Consider the following 24750-nt stretch of genomic DNA (forward strand, 5'->3'; position numbering starts at 1 on the left):
GCATCTTTTATAAGAAGCAATTTCCAAGAATATATGAACCTGGATCTGTCCGGGCGTCTGTTGCTGTGGCCTTTTGGGGTTGTGGTGGTGGTGTCCGGGTGGTTTTCGTGGTTCTCTCGAAAATTAGCGTTTTGATCTTTTGTGGTCAAGTTTTTAAGAGCACACGGTGGATGCCTTGGCATTAGGAGCCGAAGAAGGACGTAGGAATCTGCGATAAGCCTGGGGGAGTCGATAACCGGACTTTGATCCCAGGGTCTCCGAATGGGGAAACCCCGCCAGGGGAGCGATCTGCCTGGTGACCCGCATCTGAACACATAGGGTGTGTGGAGGGAACGCGGGGAAGTGAAACATCTCAGTACCCGCAGGAAGAGAAAACAATAGTGATTCCGTTAGTAGTGGCGAGCGAACGCGGATCAGGCTAAACCGTTCCATGTGTGATAGCCGGCGGGCGTTGCATGGGCGGGGTTGTGGGACTTTCCGTATCAGTTCTGCCGGACTGGTGAGGTGTGATGTGCAGGCATAGGTGAACGGTCTTGAAAGGCCGGCCAGAGAGGGTGTGAGCCCCGTAACCGAAATGTTTTGTGCCGCCTGGAGAGTATCCCAAGTAGCACGGGGCCCGAGAAATCCCGTGTGAATCTGTCAGGACCACCTGATAAGCCTAAATACTCCCTAATGACCGATAGCGGACCAGTACCGTGAGGGAAAGGTGAAAAGTACCCCGGGAGGGGAGTGAAACAGTACCTGAAACCGTGTGCTTACAATCCGTCGGAGCATCTGCAGCTTGTCTGTATGGGTGTGACGGCGTGCCTTTTGAAGAATGAGCCTGCGAGTTAGTGTTACGTCGCGAGGTTAACCCGTGTGGGGAAGCCGTAGCGAAAGCGAGTCTGAATAGGGCGTTGCAGTGGCGTGATCTAGACCCGAAGCGAAGTGATCTACCCATGGCCAGGTTGAAGCGACGGTAAGACGTCGTGGAGGACCGAACCCACTTCAGTTGAAAATGGAGGGGATGAGCTGTGGGTAGGGGTGAAAGGCCAATCAAACTTCGTGATAGCTGGTTCTCCCCGAAATGCATTTAGGTGCAGCGTTGCGTGTTTCTTGCTGGAGGTAGAGCTACTGGATGGCTAATGGGCCCTACAAGGTTACTGACGTCAGCCAAACTCCGAATGCCGGTAAGTGAGAGCGCAGCAGTGAGACTGTGGGGGATAAGCTTCATAGTCGAGAGGGAAACAGCCCAGACCACCAACTAAGGCCCCTAAGCGTGTGCTAAGTGGGAAAGGATGTGGAGTTGCGAAGACAACCAGGAGGTTGGCTTAGAAGCAGCCATCCTTAAAAGAGTGCGTAATAGCTCACTGGTCAAGTGATTCCGCGCCGACAATGTAGCGGGGCTCAAGTACACCGCCGAAGTTGTGGATTTCAGATATTAGCTAAGCCGCCCCTTGTGGGTTGGTTCAGGCGTCTGGAGTGGTAGGGGAGCGTCGTGTGGGCAGTGAAGTCGCGGTGTAAACCAGCGGTGGAGCCTACACGAGTGAGAATGCAGGCATGAGTAGCGAAAGACGGGTGAGAAACCCGTCCGCCGAATGATCAAGGGTTCCAGGGTCAAGCTAATCTGCCCTGGGTAAGTCGGGACCTAAGGCGAGGCCGACAGGCGTAGTCGATGGACAACGGGTTGATATTCCCGTACCGGCGAAAAACCGTCCATGTTGAACAGGGGATACTAACCGCCCGATACCTGCCCGCCCACCCTTTTGGGGTGATGTGGGTTTTGGTGGAGCGCGGGACCTGATCCTGGGAGGCAAGCGTATTAACAGGTGTGACGCAGGAAGGTAGCCAAGCCGGGCGATGGTTGTCCCGGTCTAAGGATGTAGGGCGAACGGTAGGCAAATCCGCTGTTCATGATGCCTGAGATCTGATGGGACCCCCTCACGGGGGGATTTGGTGATCCTATGCTGCCGAGAAAAGCATCGACGCGAGGTTTTAGCCGCCCGTACCCCAAACCGACACAGGTGATCAGGTAGAGAATACTAAGGCGATCGAGAGAATTATGGTTAAGGAACTCGGCAAAATGCCCCCGTAACTTCGGGAGAAGGGGGGCCCCAACCTTGAACACCACATGCTGGTGGGAGGGGATCGGGGCCGCAGAGACCAGGGGGAAGCGACTGTTTACTAAAAACACAGGTCCGTGCGAAGTCGCAAGACGATGTATACGGACTGACTCCTGCCCGGTGCTGGAAGGTTAAGAGGACCGGTTAGCCTCACGGCGAAGCTGAGAATTCAAGCCCCAGTAAACGGCGGTGGTAACTATAACCATCCTAAGGTAGCGAAATTCCTTGTCGGGTAAGTTCCGACCTGCACGAATGGAGTAACGACTTCCCCGCTGTCTCAACCATAAACTCGGCGAAATTGCAGTACGAGTAAAGATGCTCGTTACGCGCAGCAGGACGGAAAGACCCCGAGACCTTTACTATAGTTTGGTATTGGTGTTCGGAGTGGCTTGTGTAGGATAGGTGGGAGACGTTGAAGCCCGGACGCCAGTTCGGGTGGAGTCATCGTTGAAATACCACTCTGGTCACTTTGGACATCTAACTTCGGCCCGTAATCCGGGTCAGGGACAGTGCCTGATGGGTAGTTTAACTGGGGCGGTTGCCTCCTAAAAAGTAACGGAGGCGCCCAAAGGTTCCCTCAGCCTGGTTGGCAATCAGGTGTCGAGTGTAAGTGCACAAGGGAGCTTGACTGTGAGAGAGACATCTCGAGCAGGGACGAAAGTCGGGACTAGTGATCCGGCGGTACATTGTGGAATGGCCGTCGCTCAACGGATAAAAGGTACCTCGGGGATAACAGGCTGATCTTGCCCAAGAGTCCATATCGACGGCATGGTTTGGCACCTCGATGTCGGCTCGTCGCATCCTGGGGCTGGAGTAGGTCCCAAGGGTTGGGCTGTTCGCCCATTAAAGCGGTACGCGAGCTGGGTTTAGAACGTCGTGAGACAGTTCGGTCCCTATCCGCTGCGCGCGCAGGAAATTTGAGAAGGGCTGTCCTTAGTACGAGAGGACCGGGACGGACGAACCTCTGGTGTGTCAGTTGTACTGCCAAGTGCACCGCTGATTAGCTACGTTCGGATGGGATAACCGCTGAAAGCATCTAAGCGGGAAGCTCGCTTCGAGATGAGATTTCCATACACCTTGTGTGTGAGAGGCCCCCAGCCAGACCACTGGGTTGATAGGCCGGATGTGGAAGCGAGGACTAACGACTCGTGAAGCTGACCGGTACTAATAGGCCGATAACTTACACCACACACCAATGCGTGAACGGCATTCAAAAGACGTTCACACCAAGCACTGGTACGAAGATAACAAGACTGCTTGCGTCCACTATGTGGTTCCCAAACAACAAACCCGACACGGGTTCGTTGCAGGGAACAAAAAACACAACATAATAACAACACCACACCTGCAACCAAAAGTTGCAGCAAAGCATGTTGTAACCACTGATTTCCCACACACCCCCTCGGGGTGTGACGGGTAAAAGGGTTACGGCGGTCATAGCGTGGGGGAAACGCCCGGTCCCATTCCGAACCCGGAAGCTAAGACCCACAGCGCCGATGGTACTGCACCCGGGAGGGTGTGGGAGAGTAGGTCACCGCCGGAACATCATTACAGGTCGAGAACCCCCCAACCACCAGGTTGGGGGGGTTCTCCCACGTTAACCACCCAACACCAAAAACCACCCGGTGGATCCGCGTAGAGTGGACGTCCATGGATAACCTTTTCAGCCACGCGGATGATGCCCTACCTGTCTCTGTTGAGACCGCAGAGAGCCTGGAAGCCGTCATCTGCACGGTCACGGTGCCGGGGCCGGTGGCCCAGACGTTCGCCGGCTTCACGGATCACACGCACCTGTGGTGGCCACTCGATTCACATGGTGTGTACGGGGCAGGATCCTACGTCGAGTTTGAAGAGAACCTCATCGTTGAAACAGCTGACGACGGCAGGAGCGCGGTCTGGGGCTCCATAGATGACTGGCAGCCGCCGCTTTCCTTCCATGCGTCCTGGCATCCGGGGACTACTGCTATTTGGTCCACAGAGCTGCGCGTCGCGTTCAGGGCGGTGGAATCCGGGACGGAGCTGCGTCTGGTCCACAATGGCTGGGAAGGTGCGGAGGTTCCTGCCGCTACGCGCGCGTCCTATGCTGCAGGCTGGCCGAAGGTGTTGGACCGTTTCGTAAGGTTTATGGGCGGGGAGTCACAGGCCTGACGGTCGCCCCAGAACAGAGCGAGCTCAGAACAGATCTGCGATGCAGCATCAGGCCGGTGGTACGGCCGTGCTGTTCCGGATCAGGAACTCTGTGGGATACTCCAGGTCAGTCGCCGCCGGCGACGGTGGTACGCCCGTGGCATGCTGCTTTGCGCCGGCGTCGAGCGTTTCCAGCAGCATACGGGCCGCCAGGGCGCCCTGGCCGCGCGCATCCTGGTTGATGGTGGTCAGCCCAAAGACCTCACCGAGTTCATGCCCGTCCATGCCGATCACGGAGAGCTCCTCCGGTACACGCAGGCCGAAGTCGCGGGCGGCGAGGATGGCGCCGATGGCCATCTCATCGGATGCCGCAAAAATTGCAGTGGGCCGCCCGGCCGCGGAAGCCAGGAGCTTTCGGGCACTCGCGTAGGCGCCCTGGATGGTGAAGCCCGCGGACACTACCCACTCGGGGCGGACAGCATGCCCCGCGGCTTGCATTGCTGTCTCGAAGCCGTCCCGTCGTATCCCTGGCAGTTTGAAGTCCTGGTTCAGTTCGGCACTGCCGGTGATGTGTGCGATTCGGGTGTGGCCCAGCCCGAGGAGGTGTTCGGTGGCGGTCCGGGCAAGGCGGGCGTCGTCAATCCTGATGGTGGAGGCGCCGGCCAGGGCGCCGCCGATGCCTACAATTGGACGGCGGAATGCCAGCAGCTGCTTGATTTCGGCGTCGCTGAGGACGAGCGCTACCGTGATGACTGCGTCTAGCCGCTTCCGGAGCAGGAAGTCGCTGAGGACGCTGCGGCGGCGTTCCGGCCGGTCACCCATGTTGTACAGGGTGAGGTCATAGCCGGCATCGAGCAAAGTGCCGGACACGCCTTCCAGCACCGACGAAAAGTACCAGCGGTGGATGGACGGGACCACCAGCCCCACGTTGTGGTTACGCCCTGAAGCTAGGCTGGACGCATGGTATGACGGGACGAAGCCCAGTTCGTCCGCCGCTGCCTTTGCCAGCTGCCGGCTCTTGGCGGACACATTGGCTTTGCCGCTCAGTGCCCGAGACACTGTAGCGATTGACAGCCCGGCGCGGTCGGCAACATCCTTGATGCCCGCAAGTCCCACTATGCTGCGTCGCCCCCGCCAATCCGCAGCCATGCGGTCTCGCCGGAAGCCAGGAAGCGCGCTGCACCCGGCTCGGAGCCAGAGTCAGAGCTGCGGACGAGGACGCTGCCGGCCGGCATTTCCAAGGGTTCGTGGTTGAGGTTCATGAGCACCAGCGTATCGCCGTTGAGGTATGCCAGGGACGAACCGCTGCACCAGTCCTCGGCCCATGCCAGTGATCCCCTGCCCAAACCCAGCTCACGGCGCAGGGCCAGCATGTTCCTGTAAAGGGAAAGGTGCGACGCCGGCGATGCGGCTTGCGCGTCCCGTGCCAGTTCCGCGAAGCTCGCCGGCAAGGGAAGCCAAGGATCCTCGCCGGAGCCAAAGCCCAGGTGCCGTTCTGCAGTTCGCCACGGGAGGGGAACCCGGCAGCCGTCGCGGCCCAGCCGGGCGCCTCCGGTGCGGGCAAACGTGGGATCCTGCCGCAGGTGCTCCGGAATATCGATGCCGTCCGGGAGCCCGAGCTCCTCACCCTGATAGAGATAGGCGGCGCCGGGCAGTCCCAGCATAAACAATGAGGCGGCGGCTGCTCGACGGCGGCCCAGGGCGAAACGACTCATGTCAAGATGCACGCGAAAGTGTCTTGCTTGCCTCATCTAATTGTGCTCGCGTGGATGATGCTTCCAGTGCCCGTGTTTTCGCTGCGGCGAGTGCGATCAGCTGGGTCTGGATCTTGGTGATGCCGCGGGTGAGGTCGGCCGGGTTGGTGATCTCCATCAGCTCGGCGAGTTCCGCGGCTTTAGCTCCGGTCAGGATCCCGGAATCGATCACGCGTTGGTACGGGGTACGCGGTTTGTCATAGATGCGGGCCTTCTTCCCGTGCTTATTGGAGCGCCAGCCGACCGCTTTCGTGGTGGCGGTGAAGAGGTTCAGCCGTACCCGCACGAGGGCGTAGAGGGCGTTGAGCAGCTTCAGCTCCGCGGCGGTATCGTAGCGGTAGTGGAAGGCGTGCCGGCGGACCACGTCGCCGTTTTTCTGCTCGACGTGGGCGTTGTCGTTGGACTTGTACGGCCGGGACCGGGTGAAGTAGATGTCCTTGTCATCGACCCATTTGATCAGGGCGTAGTTGATGAACTCTCCTCCGTTATCCGCGTTAAGCCGAATTCGGCTTAACGCGGATTATGCCGAGGAAAACGCTAAGCCGAGGAACTGTGTTGTGGGCCGTGCTACTCGGGGAATCGGGATTCTTTCTTCGGCTTAGCATTTTTGAGGTTACCGGAGCGTGTAGAGGATTTGTAGTCTTTCTTCGCTGAGCCATTCGGTGTCAGCGTGGCTGATTCCGGGGGTTGCGGCGTTCATGGCTTTCGTCATCATGTCCAGGGTGGCAAAGGCGTAGAAGGCCGAGGTGGTGCTCATGCTTTCGTGTCCGAGCAGTTGCATGATGATCGGCAGCGGAATCCCTTGCTTGTAGAGGTCCATGGCCTTGGTCTTGCGCAGCATGTGGCAATTTAGCTTGTCCGGAATTGACGGACAGGATCCCCGCGCGATTTCCCCGGCCTTCTTGAGGATCGCCGAGACACTGTCTTCCGAGAGCCTGGTAGGTTCCCCGAAATGGGTGCTGTTGAACAGCGGGCGCGTGGCCGGCAGGCTCGCCCGCCGGGAATGAAACTCCTCCAGATAGACCTGCAGGTGCTCGACCGTTTTATCGCCCAGGGGGACGACGCGGCTCTTGTTCCCTTTACCGGTCAGCGTCAGGTGCGCCGACCGTGCCAGCTGCAGGTCCCCGAGGGTCAGACCGGTGATTTCACTGACGCGTGCCGCGGACTCGTAGAGGAGTATCAGGAGCATGCGGTTGCGCCGCGACTTCACGCTTGCGCCGGTGAAGGCCGCAAGGATCGCCGCGGTTTCGTGCTGCTCCAAGTATTCGATGGGCTTCTTCGCCACGGCTGGGGCTTGAGTGTCTTGGCCGCATCATGCAACGCCACCAACCGAAGGTCCTCTTGGGAGGCGTAGCGCAGGAACGCCCTGATCGCGGTCAGACGCAGACCCAGGGTTTTTGGCTGATAGTTTTTGCTCTCCCGCATCCAGATCAGCCAGCCCTTGAGGAAGCGTCGTTCGAAGTGGTCAAAGCCGATGTCCTCGTGCTGGATATGCTGCTCGGTGACGAGGTAGTCCACGAAGCACTCCAATGAGATCCGGTAGGCTTCGATGGTTTTTGGGGACAGGTCCCTGACTTTGGGCATGTATTCGTGCAAATAGTTACGCGCGTATCCCCAGAAGTTCGGGGTATCGCTGCTGGTGTCTCGTTTCATTCGAATCCCACCTCAGGCAGTATCTTCTGGCCTTCACGGACGATGTCGGCGTAGCCGCCCATGAAATCCGCGGATGTATGGATGTAGTAATAGGTGCTGTCTAGCGACGCGTGGCCCATGTACCGGGCCAGGTAGGGCAGCATGGCATTGACGTCAACGCCTTCGGCCATCCACCGCTCGATGTTGGCATAGGCATAGTGATGTCTCAGGTCATAGGGCCTCGGTTGCTTCCCTTCAAGGGGCCGCGGCAGCCGGGCCTGGTCCCAGATCCTGGTGAACATCACCCCAACGGATACCGGGTCTACCGGGTTGCCGGTGGAGGAAGCGAAGAATGCGGCTCGTTTTTTGCCCAGGGTCCGCTCCAACGCCCGATCGCATTCAGCCAGGATGCCAACGACCTGATCGGTGATCGGAAGCTGGCGGCTGCGGTTGCCCTTGGACCAGCGCACGTCGATGAACCTTTCATCAAGGTTCACATCGTTTACTGCCAGGCGGCGCACCTCGCAGGTGCGCAGCCCGCACGAATGCATGAGGGCGAAGAACGCGAGCCCCTGCCACTTCCATGGCGAGATGCTTTCCAACCGTGCCGCGGCATCGAAGAACCTGCTGACTTCTTCGTGCGAGAACAGATACGGCTGGATGCGGATGCGTTTGCTCTTCCACTGATCCGATAACACGTACGCATTCTCGTTGCCGTTGATGCGCTCCCAGCGCCCGAAGTCTCTGATGTATGACATCCACGACCGGCAGGAATTCGGCCGGCCCGAAAGCCTTGAGGTGACCCATCCTTCAAGGGCGGACCGGTCAAAATTCTGCAGGCCGTGGTCTGTGCAGTAGCGATCGAAATTCTTCAAATACCACAGCCGGGATGCGCAATGAATGCCCATGCTTTCCTTGAAGCCAAGGAAACGTTCAAGATCGGGCGCGAACACACTGGTGAACCTGGGCCCGTTCACCGGATGACTCCTTGCCGGATCGGGAGCGGGAGCACGCACGCGCGCATATGCTCGGTGTCAGTACTCAAATAGACGTCGGTGGAATCAGGGCTTGAATGGCCCAAAACCGCCGATATCGTTGGCAGCGGTGTCCCTGCACGCAGGAGCTTGGAGGCCGCATTGTGGCGTAGCAACCTTGTCCCCACCCTTGTACGTTCCAACCCTGCTGTTTTGAACACCCGCGCGGTCACTCGATAAATCGCCGCGTGGCCCGCCAGTTCAGTATGGGGCGCCACCACACGCAAAAACACGTGCTCGTCCACAACGTTCGGCCGCTCACCAAGGACGTACTCTGCAAGTTTCCCCGCGATCGCAGGAGGCAACGGCATTGTCAGCGGATTGCTGGTCTTCTGTTGGACGATCCCGACCGTCCGCCCTCGCCAGTCGATGTCCTGCAAACGCAGGGAAACAAGATCACACGCCCTCAGGCCGGTCACCAGCGCCAGCAGTGTGATCGCTGCGTCACGTGCGGAAACTTGCCCATTCATGCAGGCTTGAACAACAATTTCTTCTTCGTCGTTGCCCAGCAAGGGAACGATGCCGTGGTGACGTTTCACCCCGGCCATTTTCAGTGCATTGAGCAGGTCGACACGTTGGGTGAAGTTCAGGAACGGACGGAAACTCGTGACCGCAGACCACAACGCAGTTTTCGCCCAGCGATCGCTCAATGATTCCAGGAACCCAAATACACTGGCCCCGTCGGCCTCCTGAAGGGACATGATTCCGTTGGCCTCCAAATAGAGGAGGTAATCGCACGCGGCACGACTGTAAGCGCTCTGGGTGGCCACTGCCAGACCGCGCTGCTCCATCTCCGCCGACCACGCAGCCAAGAGCACGGTGAAATCCTTTGACTGCGGAACAACCCGACCACCGCCGTGCCTTTTCGCCGAAAGGTCCACCTGCCCGGTGAACACGTAGGAGTCGAAGACTCCAGCCAAGCGGGCAAAGTCCGCACGCGGCCTCGGACTGAATACCTTTCCAGTGCGTGGGTCTGCAGTCATCACGGCAAAGTCGGCACCTAACGCAGGCGAATATTCTTCACCACGATCTTGAGCGAGTATTTCCAACCACCGAATTGCGTTGCGGTACTGGACAATCGTTAGCTTCGCATGGCCGTCGGCTTCCAACGCAGCAACAACCCGCTCGCCAATCTCTCTGACCTTCGTATCCATGACATTCCCCTTTCACCGGGTCTATGGATACGACGACGGTAACCCCGCAATGAGTCCCCAGCACTAAGCCGAAGAAAGAATCCCGATTCCCCGAGTAGCACGGCCCACAACACAGTTCCTCGGCTTAGCGTTTTCCTCGGCATAATCGGTATCCAACCCGACCATGGGGAACGGCAGCCGTGCCACGACCTCATCCATTGCCTCCAGCACCCATTTGTGCGCGCCGTTGCGGACCGCGACGTTCTCGGTCCAGCCGGTGAACACGTCCGTGGCGGTGAGGGTCCTGGCGAATTCCCCGGCCAGGGTGGGGCCGCAGTGGACGACCATGTCGGCTTCGATGAAACCGGGAGCCTGTTCGTGTTCATCCCCGGCCTTGCGGACCGTGATTGAGTTGCGCAGCAGGGGCCCGGCCTTGGTCGCGGACAGGCCTTTAGGCCTGCCGGCGTCCTTGGTCGGTTTGAGCAGCCGGTCGATGGTGGCACCGGAGACCTTCAGCAGCTGCGCCCTCACCTCAGGGGTCAGCCTGTCCTTGTCCAGTTCCCCGAAGGCCTCAAGCTTGGGCAGCCACAGGTCCATGGTGGCGGCCAGGTACTTACCCGACGGCATCCCCGCGAACCGCCACACCTCGATCAGGACCTTGAGGGTGCCGTAGCCGTAAGTACGTCCCCGCGGCTTCCGCACAACAGCCTTCGCAGGACCCTTACGCTTACGGGCCGTGGACAGCGCCCGACGGGCATTGGCCCTTGACCAGCCGGTGACGGCCACCAGCTCATCGAGCACCGCCCCCTTGGCCTTCTTGGCTCCTTTCGCATAATCGCGTGCGTACTGCTTCGTGATTTCCCTACGCGTACCCATCGACAGGCCCATCCCTCATCGTCACCGCCGTGCCCGTGGCGGCCCGTGATTTACGCGAGCGTTTCTCAAATGAGGCACGCACCCCATCTCGCGAGCACTATTGATGAGTCTGGTCGCAGGGTTGTATCCGGCTGAGGATCCGCCGGACCAATACCGTCACCATCACGCGGACCGGATCCGTTGTAGCCAAAGCGGCTGGAATGGCGGACCACATCGTGGTTGGATAGCACCCATGTACTGGGGGCTCCCACGGCGTCCAGGGCGGTCAGTGAGTCCGTGATAACACTGCGCAGCCGGTAAACATCCAGTCCGGCGTGCAGGTAAGGAAAGTTGAAGGCCTGGTGCATTTCATCGGACCGGACCCATTCGGCGAGGCGCGGAAGCGGATCCACGTTGGCTTCCGCGCACAGTATGCGGTCCGGGCCGTAGCCGTCCAGGATGAGGCGCCATGCCCGGAAGATGTCATGAAGGGCCGGCTGGCCGAACATCGGAGCCTCATGGCCGGGGAAGCCGTCCGAGCTTCCGCCGTCGGCCCGGCCGCCCCAGGCGGGCAGCCCCGGGGCTTTGACCAAGGCGTGGGCGACGTCCACCCGGAAGCCGGAGACGCCGCGGTCCAGCCAGAAACGGAGCACCCGCTCAAATTCGGCGTGCACGGCCGGATTGTCCCAGTTGAAGTCAGGCTGGGAGGAATCGAACAGGTGCAGGTACCACTGGTCCGGCCGGCCGTCAGGACCGGTTACCCGGGTCCAGGCGGGGCCGCCGAAGTGGGACTGCCAGTTATTGGGCGGTTCGTGGCCTTCGGGCCCCCCTCCGTCCCGGAAGATGAACATGTCGCGTTCCGGGGTCCCTGCACTGGAGGCTAGGGCTGCCTGGAAAGCCACGTGCTGGTCCGAGCAGTGGTTGGGAACCAGGTCCACGATGACCCGAAGACCCAAGCGGTTGGCCTCGGCAATCATGACGTCAAAGTCGCCCAGGGTGCCGAAAATCGGATCCACGTCGCAATAGTCGCTGACATCGTAGCCGGCATCGCGCTGCGGCGATTTGTAGAAAGGTGACAGCCACACGGCGTCCACGTCGAGCTCGGCCAGCTGCGGAAGTTCCACAGTAATCCCGGCGAGATCGCCGATTCCATCGCCGTTGAGGTCGCGGAATGACCGCGGGTACACCTGGTAGATGACGGCGGAGCGCCACCAACCGGGGGCATTGTCGGAATCGTGGATAAGGGACAGCCGGCCCATCAGTGGGGCGGTGGCGGCAAACGCTGTATCTACAGACATGGAGGACAGCCTAGACCCTAACCGGCGGGAAACTGTAAACGTTTCCAGGTCAAGGTCTGCAGGTCTACTCATCAGTATGTTTCGGATGTTCGACACTTGCTGGAAACGCTTACAGCCGATAGGAGATCACGGGCCAACGAGGAACCCCGGCCTAGACTGTGCAGAAGCGCAACGACAACAACGACAAGGAACGGGGAGGCCGCGTGGGTGGCTTGGTTGAAGAGCTGGTGGGCGCCCTCGGCGCAGGGCAGGTCAGTACCGAGGGTGAACTGCTCGCGAGGTATGCCGTGGACCAGGCCCCCGTCCTGGATTTCCAGCTGCCCGAAGCGGTGGTCTTTGCCAGGTCTGTCACGGACGTACAGGCTGCGGTCAGGCTGTGTGCGGCCCACAACGTCACCGTTGTTGCCCGCGGAGCAGGAACAGGAGTTTCCGGCGGCGCGCACGCGAGCAGGAACTGTGTAGTCCTGTCCCTGGAACAGATGAACCGCATTCTTGACCTGAACCCCGACGACGAGACCGCCGTCGTCGAGCCAGGAGTGGTCAATGCGGCTCTCAACGAGGCGGCAGCAGAGCATGGCCTGATGTACGCGCCGGATCCGGCGAGCTTTCGTTCCTCCACGATCGGCGGCAACGTTGCCACGAATGCCGGCGGATTGCGCTGCGCCAAGTACGGGGTTACCCGGGACTCGGTGCTGGCGCTGGAGGTGGTGCTGGCTGACGGGTCCCTCATCCGCACCGGCCACCAGACGTTCAAAGGCGTTGCGGGTTACGACCTGACGGGGCTGTTTGTCGGTTCGGAGGGCACCTTGGGGATCGTGGTGGGGGCGACCGTCCGGCTCAAGTACCTGTCCCGTGACGTGCGCACCATCGCCGCGTTCTACCCGGACTTCCGGCAGGCCGCTGCCGGCGTCCTGGCGGTGGGGCGGGCCCGGGTGCAGCCGGCCATCATGGAACTGCTCGACGGCGGCACACTGGCCCAGCTGGATGACCTCCACGGCTCCGACCTGAGTTCACGCGGCCGTTCGCTGCTCCTGATTCAGACTGACGGGTTCGGGGCAGCCGCGGAGGCCGACGTCGTGCGTTCCGTCCTCGCCGCCAGCGGGGCAATAGTGAGCACAGAATCCACGGCGGAAGCCGAGCAACTCGTGGAGCTGCGCCGGAACAGCCGGGGTGTGGAAGTGGATGACGAATACCGCGTCGGCGAGGACGTGGCCGTGCCGCGCTCGCGCCTGGTGGATTACGTGGCCGCGTTGGAAGACCTCGCGGCAACGCACGGCGTGAGCCTGAAGGTGGTGGCGCACGCCGGCGACGGCAACCTGCACCCCACCTTCTGGATTGACAGGCAGGGCCATGCGGTGGACGCTGACGCCATGAGGCGGCTGAACTTAGCCCTGGATGCCTCTATCGAAGCTGCGCTCGAAATGGGCGGCACCATCACCGGGGAGCACGGGATCGGGCAGTACAAACTGCGCTGGCTGGGCCTGGAACAACCGGAACCCGTCCGGGAGCTCCAGCGCAGGATCAAGGAGCTCTTTGACCCGGCGGGGATCTTGAACCCGGGAAAGGCCATTTAGCGACTGGTGCTCCACCAACAAGCAGGGTCGTGTTAACACAACGGTGCTGCCACCGGCGCCGGCCCCGGGGCACGTCAGTCGTCGACGTCCGGGTAATCTTCGATGGATTCGTCGGCACCATAACGGGATTCCTCGGTTTCGACGTCGAGGATCTTGAGCATCGCCGTGTCCGGGTTGAGCATGATGGCGGCCTCGTCCCTGCGGTGGCGCAGGACGGACTCTATATAGGACTGCACAGCCTCGGCGAGAGGAATGTGGCGGGCCTGCTCCTCTGACATATACCAACGGTGTTCCAGCACCTCGTGGACTGCCTCCGCCGGCTCAAGCTTGCGGGACAGGTCGCGCGGGATCGACCGCACGATCGGCTCGAAGACCTGGCTGACCCAGAGGTGCGCGCTGTATTCCTCGTCCATCCCCGGGTTGTTGTCCGCCCGGAAGGAATCCATGTCATTGAGCAGGCGCCGGGCCTGGTTTTCCTGGGCGTCGAGCCCGGTCAGCCGCAGCAACCGGCGCTGGTGATGGCCGGCGTCCACCACCTTGGGCTGGAGCTGGATGGTGGAACCGTTCTGGGTGGTCTTGATGGCGTATTCCTCGACGTCGAAGCCCAACTCGTTGAGCCTGCGGATACGGGCGCCCACACGCCACCGTTCGCCGAGTTCAAAAGATTCCTTCTCCGTCAGTTCCGTCCAGAGACGCCGGTAGCTTTCCATGATGAGTTCGCTGGTGGCCACAGGGTCCACCTTCTCTTCGATCAGGCCGCCATCCAGTAGATCCATCAGCTCACCGGCGATGTTGACCCGGGCAATCTCGAGATCGTACTCCCGCTGGCCGGTGGAGAGATCTGGATACAGCTCGCCGGTTTCGGCATCAACTAAGTAGGCTGCGAAGGCGCCCGCATCGCGGCGGAAGAGCGTGTTGGAGAGCGAGACGTCCCCCCAATAAAAGCCGATGAGGTGCAGCCGGACCATGAGCAAAGCCTGGGCATCGATGAGCCTTGTCAGGGTGTCTTTGCGCAGCATCTGCGAGAACAGGGCCCGGTACGGCATGGAGAACTTCAGGTGGCGGGTAACCAGCACGGGGTTCAGTGGCCGCCCATCCAGGGTGGTCCGGCCCGTGATGACTGCCACCGGTACAACACACGGGACATCCAGGCGGGCCAGCTTCCGGAGCATATGGTACTCGTGGCGGGCCACATGCTCCGATGTTTCCTTGATGGCGATGACGGAGCCGCCCAGGTGGGCGAAACGCACGATGTGCCGCGAAATGCCGCGTGGCAGCGCTGCCAGGTTCTCAGCCGGCCAGTCCTCCAGGGCGATGTGCCACGGCAGGTCCAGGAGCTCCGGGTCAGCCGCGGCGGCCGTGATGTTCAGGTTACTGGAAACGCTGGAACTCTTGGCGTCGTTGGCGCTGGCAGCTTCAAACCGAGGGAGTTTGCCGATCTGGCCGTAGTCGGTGGGTTCGTCGTGCCATTGGGCGCTGCTTTCCTCGGTCATGTGCCAATTCTTCCGTACGTAGGGGCGGGGTGCCTAAACAAAGTCAGGAAAGCCACGCTTAAACCACGACGGCGGCCCGTCCGGTAAGGAGGGGCCGCCGTCGGTTGGTGCAGAGCGGGGCCGATCAGGTGGTGACAGCAGGTGCAACCACCGGATTCAGGCTCCGCAACCGGGATTAGTCGCCCAGGCGCAGACCGGTCTTGGTGTCGAACAGGTGTACGTGGCCCGACTGCGGACGGAAGTAGATGGTCTCGCCCTTCATCGGGGGGCGGCGACCGTCGACGCGTGCCACGATGTCGTGGTCCTTGCCGTCCAGCGTGGTGTGGCCGTAGATGTAAGCGTCGGCACCGAGTTCTTCTACGACGTCGACCTCGACCTGGAGGCCTTCGCCCTGCGGGGCCTGCTCGAGGTCCTCGGGGCGGCTGCCCAAGGTGACGGTGCTGCCGTGGGCCTCTTCGAGGATGTTGCGCGGCACGGGGTAAACCGTTCCGCCGAACTGGACGCCGCCGTCGACCACGGGCAGTTCGAGCAGGTTCATGGCGGGCGAGCCGATGAAGCCGGCAACAAAGACGTTCTTGGGCTTGTCGTAGAGGTTGCGCGGGGTGTCAACCTGCATCAGCAGGCCGTCCTTCAGCACAGCCACGCGGTCACCCATGGTCATGGCCTCGACCTGGTCGTGGGTGACGTAGACGGTGGTGACGCCGAGGCGGCGGGTCAGGGATGCGATCTGTGTACGCGTCTGGACACGGAGCTTGGCGTCGAGGTTGGAAAGCGGCTCATCCATGAGGAAGACCTGCGGGTTACGCACAATGGCGCGGCCCATGGCAACGCGCTGGCGCTGGCCACCGGAGAGTGCCTTCGGTTTGCGGTCCAGGTAGGGCTCGAGGTCAAGAAGCTTGGCGGCTTCACGGACTCGCTCGGCGCGCTCTTCCTTGGAAACGCCGGCGATCTTCAGCGCGAAGCCCATGTTGTCTGCAACCGTCATGTGCGGGTACAGTGCGTAGTTCTGGAAAACCATTGCGATGTCGCGGTCCTTTGGCGGAACGTCGGTGACGTCGCGGTCGCCGATAAGAATCCGGCCGGCGTTGACGTCCTCAAGGCCTGCGAGCATGCGCAGGGAGGTGGACTTACCGCAACCGGAGGGTCCTACGAGGACCAGAAATTCGCCATCGGCGATTTCAATGTTGAGCTTGTCAACAGCGGGCTTCTCTGTGCCCGGGTACAGACGCGTAGCGTTATCAAAAGTAACTGTAGCCACAGTTATCAATCCCTTCACCGGCAGGTACGTGCCGGACGATCCGTTGTGAATGGTTCATGTAATTCAGTTATCCACGGCATTGCAGCCGTGTACTCCCCGGCCGAAGCCGAGGAGTATCACGTGACGCCGCACGGTTCCTGTGCGCCACATCACAACCAAGAGTATGTCAGACGAATGGCGTATTGGTGCAAATGTTACGGAGGTCACATGTGAGGTTGGACATGTCCCCGAGGTTCAGGCAGTGCCGGGCTCTTCTTCAGCCACGACCAGGCTCCGTTCCTGCAGGAGTGCTTCAAGCAGTTCCGCGACGTGGGCCGGCGCTTCCACCCGGAACTGGGCCTGGGTGAAGTCCAGGCCCACCTTGACGCCCACATCGCCGGATTCCAGCCGGGCCAGGGCGTCCTCGTCCGTGACGTCGTCGCCGGCGAAGAGGACTGCAGTGGCCCCGGTGATCTGGCGCAGGAACGTCAGGCCCTCGCCCTTGGAGGCGTTGACTACCGACGTTTCCAGGACGCGTTTGCCGTTCTTCAGGAAAACGCCCTTGCGGTCCTGGAGAACGGAACGGGCAGCAGCCACCGCGTCCTCGGCGACATCGTCAGTCGCCAGCCGGGTGTGCAGGACCACGCCTGCGGGCTTGTCTTCGAGCAGCGTGCCCGGCGCCTGCTCAACGATCTCTTCGAGGACGCTGCGGACTTCGGCCAGCAGCAAGCGCTGGGCTTCGTCCAGTGTCAGCTCCGTGGAGCCGGGGCCCAGCCACGCCTCGGCGCCATGGCTGCCGATCAGCAGCGTGTCCACCGGGGGCGAGGCTGCCGCGCGCAGGCTGGCGAGGGCCCGTCCCGAGATGAGTGCCGTCGTCGTGCGTGGAAGGGCGGCGAGCCCGGCGAAAGCGGCGGCCGAGCGGGGAAGCGGGCGGGCGTCGTCGGCGCGGTCAACCAGCGGGGAGATGGTGCCGTCAAAGTCCATGGCCACCAGCAGGTGTTCCGTCCGGGCGATCCGCCGGGCGGCCTGACGCAGTTCGGGGGACAAGGTGAGCGGGCCTTTGGCGGGCCGGGCGTCAGGAGTCATCTCGCACAACTTTCTCGTTCAGGGCGGCCAGGAAGTCAGCTGACCAATGGTCGACGTCGTGCTCCAGGATCTGCTTGCGCATGGAGCGCATACGGCGCGCGGCGTCTTTGGGAGGCAAATCGACGGCCCGCATGATGGTGTCCTTGAGGCCGTCGATATCGTGCGGGTTCATCAGCAGCGCCTGCTTAAGCTGGTCAGCGGCGCCGGCGAACTCACTGAGGACCAGGGCGCCGTCGTTGTCCTTGCGGGCGGTGACGTATTCCTTGGCCACGAGGTTCATGCCGTCCCGCAATGCCGTCACGAGCATGACGTCGGCAGCGAGGTACAGCGCCACCATCTCCTCCACGGGGTAGCTATGGTGCAGGTAGCGGACGGCCGTGTTCTGGAAGGTGTCATAGGTGCCGTTGATGTGGCCGACGGTACCTTCGATTTCCTCGCGCAGGAGGCGGTACTGCTCCACCCGTTCACGGCTGGGGCTGGCTACCTGGATCAGCGTTGCGTCGCCGACCGTCAGCTTGCCTTCGTTCAGGAGTTCCTCAAAGGCCTTGAGCCGGTGCCGGATCCCCTTAGTGTAATCGAGCCGGTCTACGCCCAGGAGGACGGTCTTTGGGTTGCCGAGGTCCTGGCGGATCTGGCGTGCACGCTCGATGATTTCGGGGTTGTGGGCCAGTTCGCTGATCTGGGCCACGTCGATGGAGATGGGGAAGGCCTGGGCCCTGGCGATGTGCGTGATTTCGCCGTCCTTACCCTTCACGTGCACCTGCTGCTGCTTGACGCTGGCGCCCAGGAACCGGCGGGCGGAGCGCATGAAGTTGCCGGCGTCGCTGGGGCGCTGGAAGCCCACCAGGTCCGCGCCCATCAGGCCGTCGATGATGGCACGCCGCCACGGCAGCTGCGCGAAAATCTCCGGCGGGGGGAAGGGGATGTGGTTGAAGAACCCGATCCGCAGGTCCGGCCGCGCCTGGCGCAGCAGCCGCGGCACCAGCTGCAGCTGGTAGTCCTGGACCCACACCGTGGCGCCCTGGCCTGCATGGCGCACGACGGCGTCGGCGAACCTTTGGTTGACCTTGCGGTAGGCGTCCCACCAGGTCCGGTGGAACTCCGGCGGGGCGATGACGTCGTGGTAGAGGGGCCACAAGGTGGCATTGGAGAAACCCTCATAGTAGAGCTCGACGTCCTCGTTGCTCAGCTGGACGGGGACCAGATCCATGCCGCCGTGGCTGAAGGGCTCGACGGTTTCGTCCGGGGCGCCGTGCCAGCCCACCCACGCGCCGTCGGTCTTGGTCATCATGGGTGCGAGGGCGGTCACCAGGCCGCCGGGGGATCGGCGCCAGCCGGAGCCGTCGTCGCCGCTCTCGCCTGGCGCGCAGCGGTCAACCGGCAGCCTGTTGGAGACAACCATAAAATCGTATGTGGCGACTGTGCTGTGGCTGCTCGCGGCGGCGCCGGTGGCAGGTACAGCTGTTGGTTTTTCTTGGACGGGTGTTTGCATTGCGGCCCCCTGGGGTTGCTTGTGCCTTTAAACCACCTTAATAGGATGGAATCTTCGGGGCTATTCGTCCGTCGCTTATTCGGGCTGAATACTTGAAAGCGCAAGCTCTCAGGTTTGTCCCCTAAAATGGTGGAGTCGCCACAGAGTGGTCCCCCTATGTCGATCGACCCAAGGAACACATGAGCCCCGCAAATGAAATACGCAAGTCCAAGGCTGAACGAACCTCGGAGGCGCGCGAGAAGGCACGCCTGATCCGTGAGGCGCAGCTGAAGAAGGACAAGCGCAACAAACTGCTGATCGGCTGGGGCATTGTGGTGGCCGTGGTGGCCATCCTTGTGGTGGTGGGTCTGGTGGTGACCACAACGATGCGGCAGAACGCCCCCATCGCTGACCAAGGGCCGTCGCCCGCGAATGGTAACGCCTACGGTGGCGTCACCTTGCTGGCAAATACCGACGTCGCGAAGCTGGAACCGGCCGCCGTTGACGCAGCCTCCGTGGGGGAGCCCCCGAAAACCGCGCCGGCGTCGGTTGTGGCTCCGGGCGCCGAAGCTGAGGCCGGAAAGCCGGTCAAGGTGGTCCTGTACGTTGACTTCATCTGCCCGGTTTGCAAGAACTTCGAGACACAGTACAACGAGCAGCTGACGACGCTGCGCAACGAGGGCAAGATCACGGTGGAATACCGGGCGCTCGGGTTCCTGGACAACCGGTCCTCCACGAACTACTCCTCCCGTGCAGCCAACGCCGCCGCGTGCGTAGTGAATGACTCCCCGGAAAAGTACGCGGAGTTTGTGGACTCGCTGTTCGCCAACCAGCCTGCCGAAGGCAGCGCCGGACTTTCTGACGACAAGCTTAAAACCATGGCGACAGACATCGGGGCCAAGAACATCGGCACCTGCATCGACGAGAAGACCTACCGTCCGTTCGTGAAGTTCACAACCAAGCAGGCCGCCGCGATCGGTGTCACCGGCACGCCCACCGTGTTCGTAGACGGCCAGCAGTGGGGCAAGGGTGCCAGCGCGCAGACCCCGTTCCCGGACTTCCTGCAGGCAGCGATCACCGCGAAGGGTTAGGTCCTTCCACCCAGGGGACCTGCCTCCGGATCGATTCCGGCGGCAGGTCCTTTCTTTTACTTCCGGTTCGCCCTGGCTGGCGTTTTTACGAGCGGGCGGACTTGGGCTAACCTTATCTAGCGCCGTTGCGGCGCACGCCCAGTTGGGCGCGCCTCCTTAGCTCAGTTGGCCAGAGCACCGCTCTTGTAAAGCGGGGGTCGTCAGTTCGAATCTGACAGGAGGCTCCAGTTGTGGCTTTGACCTGCGGGGTCAGACTTGAGGCCGTGCTTCCAACGGCTCGCGACCGCCGCGGATCTCCAACGCCTCATGAATCTGCAAGCGCACTGGAACCGGCCTCGAATACAAGCCCGTGAGCGGCTGGGTTGCCACTGCCCGACCTGGGCTGGGCTGCCTCGTCGAATCTTCGATCACAAGATGGGCCGGCCTGCAGGAGCCAAGAGCGGCGAGTTCCTTTCAAAAATATTCGAAAAATCCCCTCTGGTTTCGGCGTCCAACCCTTAGGATCAGGAAAGTGCCGGTAGGCGCCACCTGACCGGCGGATTAGCACCCGCCTTGCCGATTGCGGGGGACTGATCGCCATGCCCAAAACCTTGAGATCCATCGCGGCAGTGGTTGGGCTGGGTGTGGCTTTGGGACTGATGCCGGCCCAGGCAGCCCAGGCAGCGCCTGCCACAGGCCGGATCTCCCTCAGCCCGGCCACTGGACCGGCAGGATCCGCCGTCACAGTCAGCGGAACGGGGTTCAAAGCCTCCACCACGGGTTCGGTGATCGCCGGTGCCACGACTTTTCCCATGAAAACGGCAGCCTCCGGTGCCTTCAGCACGTCGATCACTATCCCGTCCGCAGCCACGGGGTCGTTGACCATCACGGCCAAGACCTCGTCTGTCGAGGCCTCGTCGGTGTTCACAGTGACCGCACCGGACGCTACGCTCCCTCCGATCAGCACAGCCGCACTTCGGTTCGGGGTGGCCACGGCCGGCGGCCCACTGGCCAGCGGCGAACTGGATGAAGTGGCGCAACTGGCCGGCGAAAGCCCGTCCACCATTCTCTTTTACAAGGACTTCCTCCAGGCGCCTCCCATCACCGAAATGAGCTCCGTCCGGGCACGAGGTGCCGTTCCGCTCATTACCTGGGAACCCTGGGCCTGGGGCGGTGGAACAGAACAGCCGGCATACTCCCTTGACCGAATTGCCGCCGGCGACTTTGACGCCCACATCACGCAGTGGGGCCAGGCGCTCGCTGCCTGGGGCCACCCGGTCCAGCTCAGGTTCGCCCATGAGATGAACGGAAACTGGTATCCGTGGGCTGAAGGCGTCAACGGCAATCAGGCCGGTGACTACGTAAGTGCCTGGCGTCATGTTCACGACGTTGTCGCTGCCACCGGCGCCGGCAACGTGTCCTGGGTCTGGAGCCCGAATGTTCCGTACTACGGTTCCACCGATCTCGCCGGCCTCTTTCCCGGTGTCGGATACGCGGATGTTGTAGCCCTCGACGGGTATAACTGGGGCACCTCCGCTTCATGGAGCGGCTGGATATCGCCGCAGGATCTTTTCGCTCCGGGCATAGCCCAGGTGCGTGCTCTGGCACCCGGAGTTCCCATCCTGATCAGCGAGACGGCATCCAGCGAGGCAGGCGGCAACAAGGCTGCCTGGAACGCTGGGCTTGTGTCCTATCTTGCCGCCCAGCCCGATGTGGTGGGCTTCGTTTGGTTCCATCTCCAGAAGGAAACCGACTGGCGCATCAACAGCAGCGCCACCTCAGCCTCCGCATTCAAGTCCGCACTTGAGGCGCGCCGGACTCCCTGACCCAATGCTCAATCTCCCGGTGATCAGGGACTCGACTTGCTGTCCCGACGGACCACACCCGGGTAGCCACGGCAGAATCGGAAGCGACGCTTCTTAGATTTCGCCCCCGGATACTGTCAAGGTTGCACCAATACGGTTCCGGCCGCGCCTTGGACAAATCCTGCATAGGGCGAAGCAACCAAATCTGTCTGGTCGGCCACACTATTGCCCAAGAAGCGACATAATGACCTAAACTGCTTCACTGAGGCGCCTGAAATGGTGCCGTGCAGCGACGAAAGTGAACATGCCATGGCTACCGATTACGACGCTCCACGCAAGACCGACGACGAGGCTTCTGCCGAGTCGCTGGAGGCCCTGCAGGCATCCCGCAGCGGCAGTGCCCAGACCGCTGTCATCGACGTCGAGGAGACCGACACCGCCGAAGGCATCGACCTTCCGGGAGCCGATCTCTCCGGCGAAGAGCTGACCGTCATTGTGGTTCCCGAACAGTCCGATGAGTTCACCTGCTCATCCTGCTTCCTGGTCCGCCACCGGTCCCAGGTTGCACGCGAAAAGAATGGCCTGAAGTACTGCATCGAGTGCGAAGGCTGAACGCCCCACGCCGGCACTCCGGTGAGGCGCGCCGGCGTCGTTATTATGCATAACGGTAGGGTGCAGAAACGGTGTTAATAGCGTATCGATGGCCCCGTTAAGTGCTTCAGAATTACGCCCGCGTGACCGGAACCAAGGCCGATTAACGGTTCCGCGCCGAAGCGGCAACAACCCTGTTGAGTGGCTCCGGAGGCTCCTACGCTTGAGCTACCTAATCACTCGAAGGGTGGCCCACAATGAAAAAGATTCATACGTGGCTGACAGTCATTTTGATGACCGTTGGATTGGGTTTCCTGGCTCCGGGGCCCGCCTCGGCAACCACATCCTACTGCGGACTTGTATGGGGATCGCTGGCCCAATCAAACCCGGCGATGAGTACCGCATCAGTAACCAACGTTCGGACGGGGCAACACTACTGCTTCGACCGGATGGTGGTTGATCTCAACGGCCCTGTGGCCGGCTACACTGCCCGTTACGTTCCCGTAGTGGTCCAGGACGGTTCAGGTTTCAGTATTCCCCTGCTGGGCAGCGCGTTCCTCCAGGTGACTGTGAACGCGCCTTCCTACGACGTGGAGACAGGCAACGTCACGTACAGCCCGGCCGCAAAAGCCGAACTGTCCAACGTGGCGGGATACCAGACCTTCCGGCAGGTTGCATACGCGGGGAGTTTTGAGGGCTACACCAGCATCGGACTGGGCGTACGTGCCCGGCTCCCGTTCCGGGTGTTCACACTGGACGGTCCCGGGTCCGGGTCGCGCATGGTGGTGGACGTAGCGCACTTCTGGTGACCGGCGGTTCGCTGCTGAACCGAAGTTGAGACAAGATCAGGAAAACCAAAAAACGGCGCCCTGCTTCGGAGACTTTCCTGCAGGGCGCCGTGCTGTTGTTGGGGCAACTACTCAGGCACTACCAGCGCAGGGGTGTCCCGGCGGATGGTTTCGCCGCGGAAGAACCCCGGGGCGAGGCGGGCCATGATCAGCATCAGCACTGCCCCCAGCGCCAGGATCCCGATGCCCAGGACAAACACCAGCCCGACGCCGAAGACCTCGGAGCCGCTGCCGAACTCCGGCGCCCAGCTGTCCACGGCCGTCTGCAGGAAAACCACAAACAATCCGGCGCCGCCCAGCACGGGGCACAGGAGCCGCAGCACGAAGTTGCGGACGCTGCTGAACACGCTGTTCCGGAAGTACCAGGCGCAGGCGATGGCGGTCAGGCCGTAGTAGAAGCAGATCATCAGGCCGAGGGCCAGGATGGTATCGTTCAGGACGTTTTCGCTGATCACGTGCATCGCCGCGTAGAACCCGGCGGACAGGATGCCCGCCGTCACCGTTGCGAAGCCCGGCGTCGAGAAACGCCTGCTGATGTGGCTGAACGGCGCGGGCAGCGCACCGTAGTGCGCCATGGCCAGCAGGCTGCGTGAGGGCGACGTGAACGTCGACTGCAGCGAGGCTGCGGAGCTGGACAACACCGCGAGGGACATCAGGATGGCGAACGGTCCCATGACGGGGGAGGCCAGCGCGGTGAAGACGTTTGCGCTGTTTTCCGCGTTGTTCAGGCCGATTCCGGTGTCCCCAACGCCGGCGAACATCATGGTGGCGATGCTCACCAGAAGGTAGATGCCCAGGACAGCGACGGCGGTCAGCGTGCCGGCGAGGCCGGCGGTCTTCTTGCCGTTGGCGGTTTCCTCGTTCACCGTCAGGCACACGTCCCAACCCCAGTACACGAAGATGGACAGCGAGATGCCGGCCGCGATCTGGCCGAAGGTCTCAATCCTGGTGACGTCGAACCATTCCCAGCTGAACGGGATGGCCGTTTCCGACGTGGACCAGTTGGCGAATGCCATGGCCACGAAAAGGCCAAGGACCAGCAGCTGGAAGCCCACCAGACCGTACTGGACGATCTTGGTGCTGTGCAGGCCTCGGTAGCTCACCCACACGGCGAGGGCCACAAAGACGAAGCACGTCAGGACGTTCAACGGCTTATTGGCCGCGAGGTCCGCGAGTTCAGGCGCACCCGTCAGCTGTGACAGGAAGAGGTAGAAGAAGTCCACGGCCACGCCCGCCAGGTTGGACAGGACGATGATGTTGGCGGCAAGGAGTCCCCAGCCGCCCATCCAGCCCACCCAGGGGCCAAACGCTTTGGTGACCCAGGTGAACGTGGTGCCGCTGTCCGGGGAATCGGCGTTGAGTTCCCGGTAGGCGAGCGACACCAGGATCATGGGGATGAACCCGATCAGGAAAATGACGGGTAGCTGGAGCCCCGCCTCGTTAACCGTGGGGCCGAGGGCGCTGGTCAGCGTGTAGGCCGGCGCGATGGTGGAAATGCCAAGAACGACGACGGCGAGGAGGCCCAGCTGCCCGCCCTTCAGTCCCTTTGCGGTGATGCCGTGCGCCGAGCCGGCCGTGTCGGTCCCGGATGGCTGGCCTGCGGGGGTGCTATTGCGGATGGTTTGGGTCATTGTCCGGCG

18 protein-coding genes, 1 tRNA gene, 2 rRNA genes and 2 pseudogenes are annotated in these 24750 nt (G+C 61.8%); 9 read left to right on the forward strand and 14 right to left on the reverse strand.

The genetic code is table 11. The features are described 5' to 3' along the window. Positions 1-143 precede the first annotated feature (143 nt). The 3 genes from ACQCSV_RS04480 to ACQCSV_RS04490 all read left to right on the forward strand — a co-directional run bounded on the left by ACQCSV_RS04480 (position 144) and on the right by ACQCSV_RS04490 (position 4250). Positions 144-3291, forward strand: a 23S ribosomal RNA gene (locus tag ACQCSV_RS04480). A 237-nt stretch (positions 3292-3528) separates the two neighbouring features. After that, a 5S ribosomal RNA gene (rrf, locus tag ACQCSV_RS04485) occupies positions 3529-3645 on the forward strand. A 107-nt stretch (positions 3646-3752) separates the two neighbouring features. Beyond that, a complete protein-coding gene (locus ACQCSV_RS04490; protein ID WP_354155831.1) occupies positions 3753-4250 on the forward strand; it encodes an SRPBCC domain-containing protein in 498 nt (165 codons plus the stop codon). A gap of 48 nt (positions 4251-4298) precedes the next feature. On the opposite strand, the gene ACQCSV_RS04495 is transcribed toward ACQCSV_RS04490, so the two are convergent. The 9 genes and pseudogenes from ACQCSV_RS04495 to ACQCSV_RS04535 all read right to left on the reverse strand — a co-directional run. After that, positions 4299-5345, reverse strand: a complete 1047-nt coding sequence (locus ACQCSV_RS04495; protein ID WP_426939201.1) for a LacI family DNA-binding transcriptional regulator — start codon at positions 5343-5345, stop codon at positions 4299-4301. Next, positions 5345-5929, reverse strand: a pseudogene (locus ACQCSV_RS04500) (alpha-amylase); the annotation flags it as partial. The pseudogene ACQCSV_RS04500 and the gene ACQCSV_RS04495, both read right to left, overlap by 1 nt. Before the next feature lie 16 nt (positions 5930-5945). Continuing rightward, positions 5946-6347: a hypothetical protein gene (locus ACQCSV_RS04505; protein ID WP_426939202.1), complete on the reverse strand. Its 402-nt coding sequence runs from the start codon at positions 6345-6347 to the stop codon at positions 5946-5948. A gap of 249 nt (positions 6348-6596) precedes the next feature. After that, a complete protein-coding gene (locus ACQCSV_RS04510; protein WP_426939203.1) occupies positions 6597-7268 on the reverse strand; it encodes a tyrosine-type recombinase/integrase in 672 nt (223 codons plus the stop codon). Then, positions 7190-7636, reverse strand: coding sequence for a site-specific integrase (locus tag ACQCSV_RS04515; protein WP_426939204.1), 447 nt, complete (start codon positions 7634-7636; stop codon positions 7190-7192). The genes ACQCSV_RS04510 and ACQCSV_RS04515 overlap by 79 nt, the downstream gene beginning before the upstream one ends. Further along, a complete protein-coding gene (locus ACQCSV_RS04520; RefSeq protein ID WP_426938916.1) occupies positions 7633-8373 on the reverse strand; it encodes a tyrosine-type recombinase/integrase in 741 nt (246 codons plus the stop codon). The genes ACQCSV_RS04515 and ACQCSV_RS04520 overlap by 4 nt, the downstream gene beginning before the upstream one ends. A 215-nt stretch (positions 8374-8588) precedes the next feature. Further along, positions 8589-9803, reverse strand: a complete 1215-nt coding sequence (locus ACQCSV_RS04525) for a tyrosine-type recombinase/integrase (RefSeq protein ID WP_426938917.1) — start codon at positions 9801-9803, stop codon at positions 8589-8591. Between the two features lie 63 nt (positions 9804-9866). After that, positions 9867-10658, reverse strand: a complete 792-nt coding sequence (locus ACQCSV_RS04530; RefSeq protein ID WP_426939205.1) for a hypothetical protein — start codon at positions 10656-10658, stop codon at positions 9867-9869. A gap of 116 nt (positions 10659-10774) precedes the next feature. Further along, a pseudogene (locus ACQCSV_RS04535) lies at positions 10775-11896 on the reverse strand (alpha-amylase family glycosyl hydrolase); the annotation flags it as partial. Between the two features lie 242 nt (positions 11897-12138). On the opposite strand from ACQCSV_RS04535, the gene ACQCSV_RS04540 reads away from it, so the two are divergent. Then, on the forward strand, positions 12139-13509 hold the full coding sequence (locus ACQCSV_RS04540; RefSeq protein WP_354155835.1) for an FAD-linked oxidase C-terminal domain-containing protein: 1371 nt from the start codon (positions 12139-12141) through the stop codon (positions 13507-13509). 74 nt (positions 13510-13583) lie between these two features. Here ACQCSV_RS04540 and ACQCSV_RS04545 read toward each other — a convergent pair whose 3' ends face one another. The 4 genes from ACQCSV_RS04545 to ACQCSV_RS04560 form a co-directional block, all read right to left on the reverse strand. After that, positions 13584-15002: a DUF4032 domain-containing protein gene (locus ACQCSV_RS04545; RefSeq protein WP_354155828.1), complete on the reverse strand. Its 1419-nt coding sequence runs from the start codon at positions 15000-15002 to the stop codon at positions 13584-13586. A gap of 175 nt (positions 15003-15177) precedes the next feature. After that, entirely contained in the window at positions 15178-16260 is a 1083-nt protein-coding gene (locus ACQCSV_RS04550; protein WP_354155827.1) for a sn-glycerol-3-phosphate ABC transporter ATP-binding protein UgpC, read from the reverse strand. A 234-nt stretch (positions 16261-16494) separates the two neighbouring features. Beyond that, a complete protein-coding gene (otsB, locus tag ACQCSV_RS04555) occupies positions 16495-17325 on the reverse strand; it encodes a trehalose-phosphatase (RefSeq protein WP_354155826.1) in 831 nt (276 codons plus the stop codon). Beyond that, complete coding sequence (locus ACQCSV_RS04560) at positions 17315-18817, reverse strand: trehalose-6-phosphate synthase (RefSeq protein WP_354155825.1); 1503 nt, start codon at positions 18815-18817, stop codon at positions 17315-17317. The genes otsB and ACQCSV_RS04560 overlap by 11 nt, the downstream gene beginning before the upstream one ends. Before the next feature lie 179 nt (positions 18818-18996). Here ACQCSV_RS04560 and ACQCSV_RS04565 point away from each other — a divergent pair, with 179 nt between their 5' ends. From ACQCSV_RS04565 to ACQCSV_RS04585, 5 genes are all read left to right on the forward strand, one after another. After that, positions 18997-19887, forward strand: a complete 891-nt coding sequence (locus ACQCSV_RS04565; RefSeq protein WP_426939206.1) for a DsbA family protein — start codon at positions 18997-18999, stop codon at positions 19885-19887. Between the two features lie 150 nt (positions 19888-20037). After that, positions 20038-20114, forward strand: a tRNA-Thr gene (locus ACQCSV_RS04570). Positions 20115-20465: 351 nt separating this feature from the next. Then, positions 20466-21692: a glycosyl hydrolase gene (locus ACQCSV_RS04575; protein ID WP_354155823.1), complete on the forward strand. Its 1227-nt coding sequence runs from the start codon at positions 20466-20468 to the stop codon at positions 21690-21692. 288 nt (positions 21693-21980) lie between these two features. Beyond that, the gene (locus ACQCSV_RS04580) at positions 21981-22283 is read left to right on the forward strand and encodes a DUF4193 domain-containing protein (RefSeq protein ID WP_248762310.1); all 303 of its coding nucleotides are present in this window, start codon (positions 21981-21983) and stop codon (positions 22281-22283) included. 236 nt (positions 22284-22519) lie between these two features. Next, the gene (locus ACQCSV_RS04585) at positions 22520-23071 is read left to right on the forward strand and encodes an AMIN-like domain-containing (lipo)protein (RefSeq protein ID WP_354155822.1); all 552 of its coding nucleotides are present in this window, start codon (positions 22520-22522) and stop codon (positions 23069-23071) included. Positions 23072-23178: 107 nt separating this feature from the next. On the opposite strand, the gene ACQCSV_RS04590 is transcribed toward ACQCSV_RS04585, so the two are convergent. Continuing rightward, positions 23179-24741 carry an APC family permease gene (locus ACQCSV_RS04590; RefSeq protein ID WP_426939207.1) on the reverse strand — a complete coding sequence of 521 codons (1563 nt, stop codon included), beginning with the start codon at positions 24739-24741 and terminating at the stop codon, positions 23179-23181. Positions 24742-24750 lie beyond the last annotated feature (9 nt).

Origin of the sequence: Pseudarthrobacter sp. S3 (assembly GCF_050156905.1) — a bacterium.
Lineage (GTDB): Bacteria > Actinomycetota > Actinomycetes > Actinomycetales > Micrococcaceae > Arthrobacter.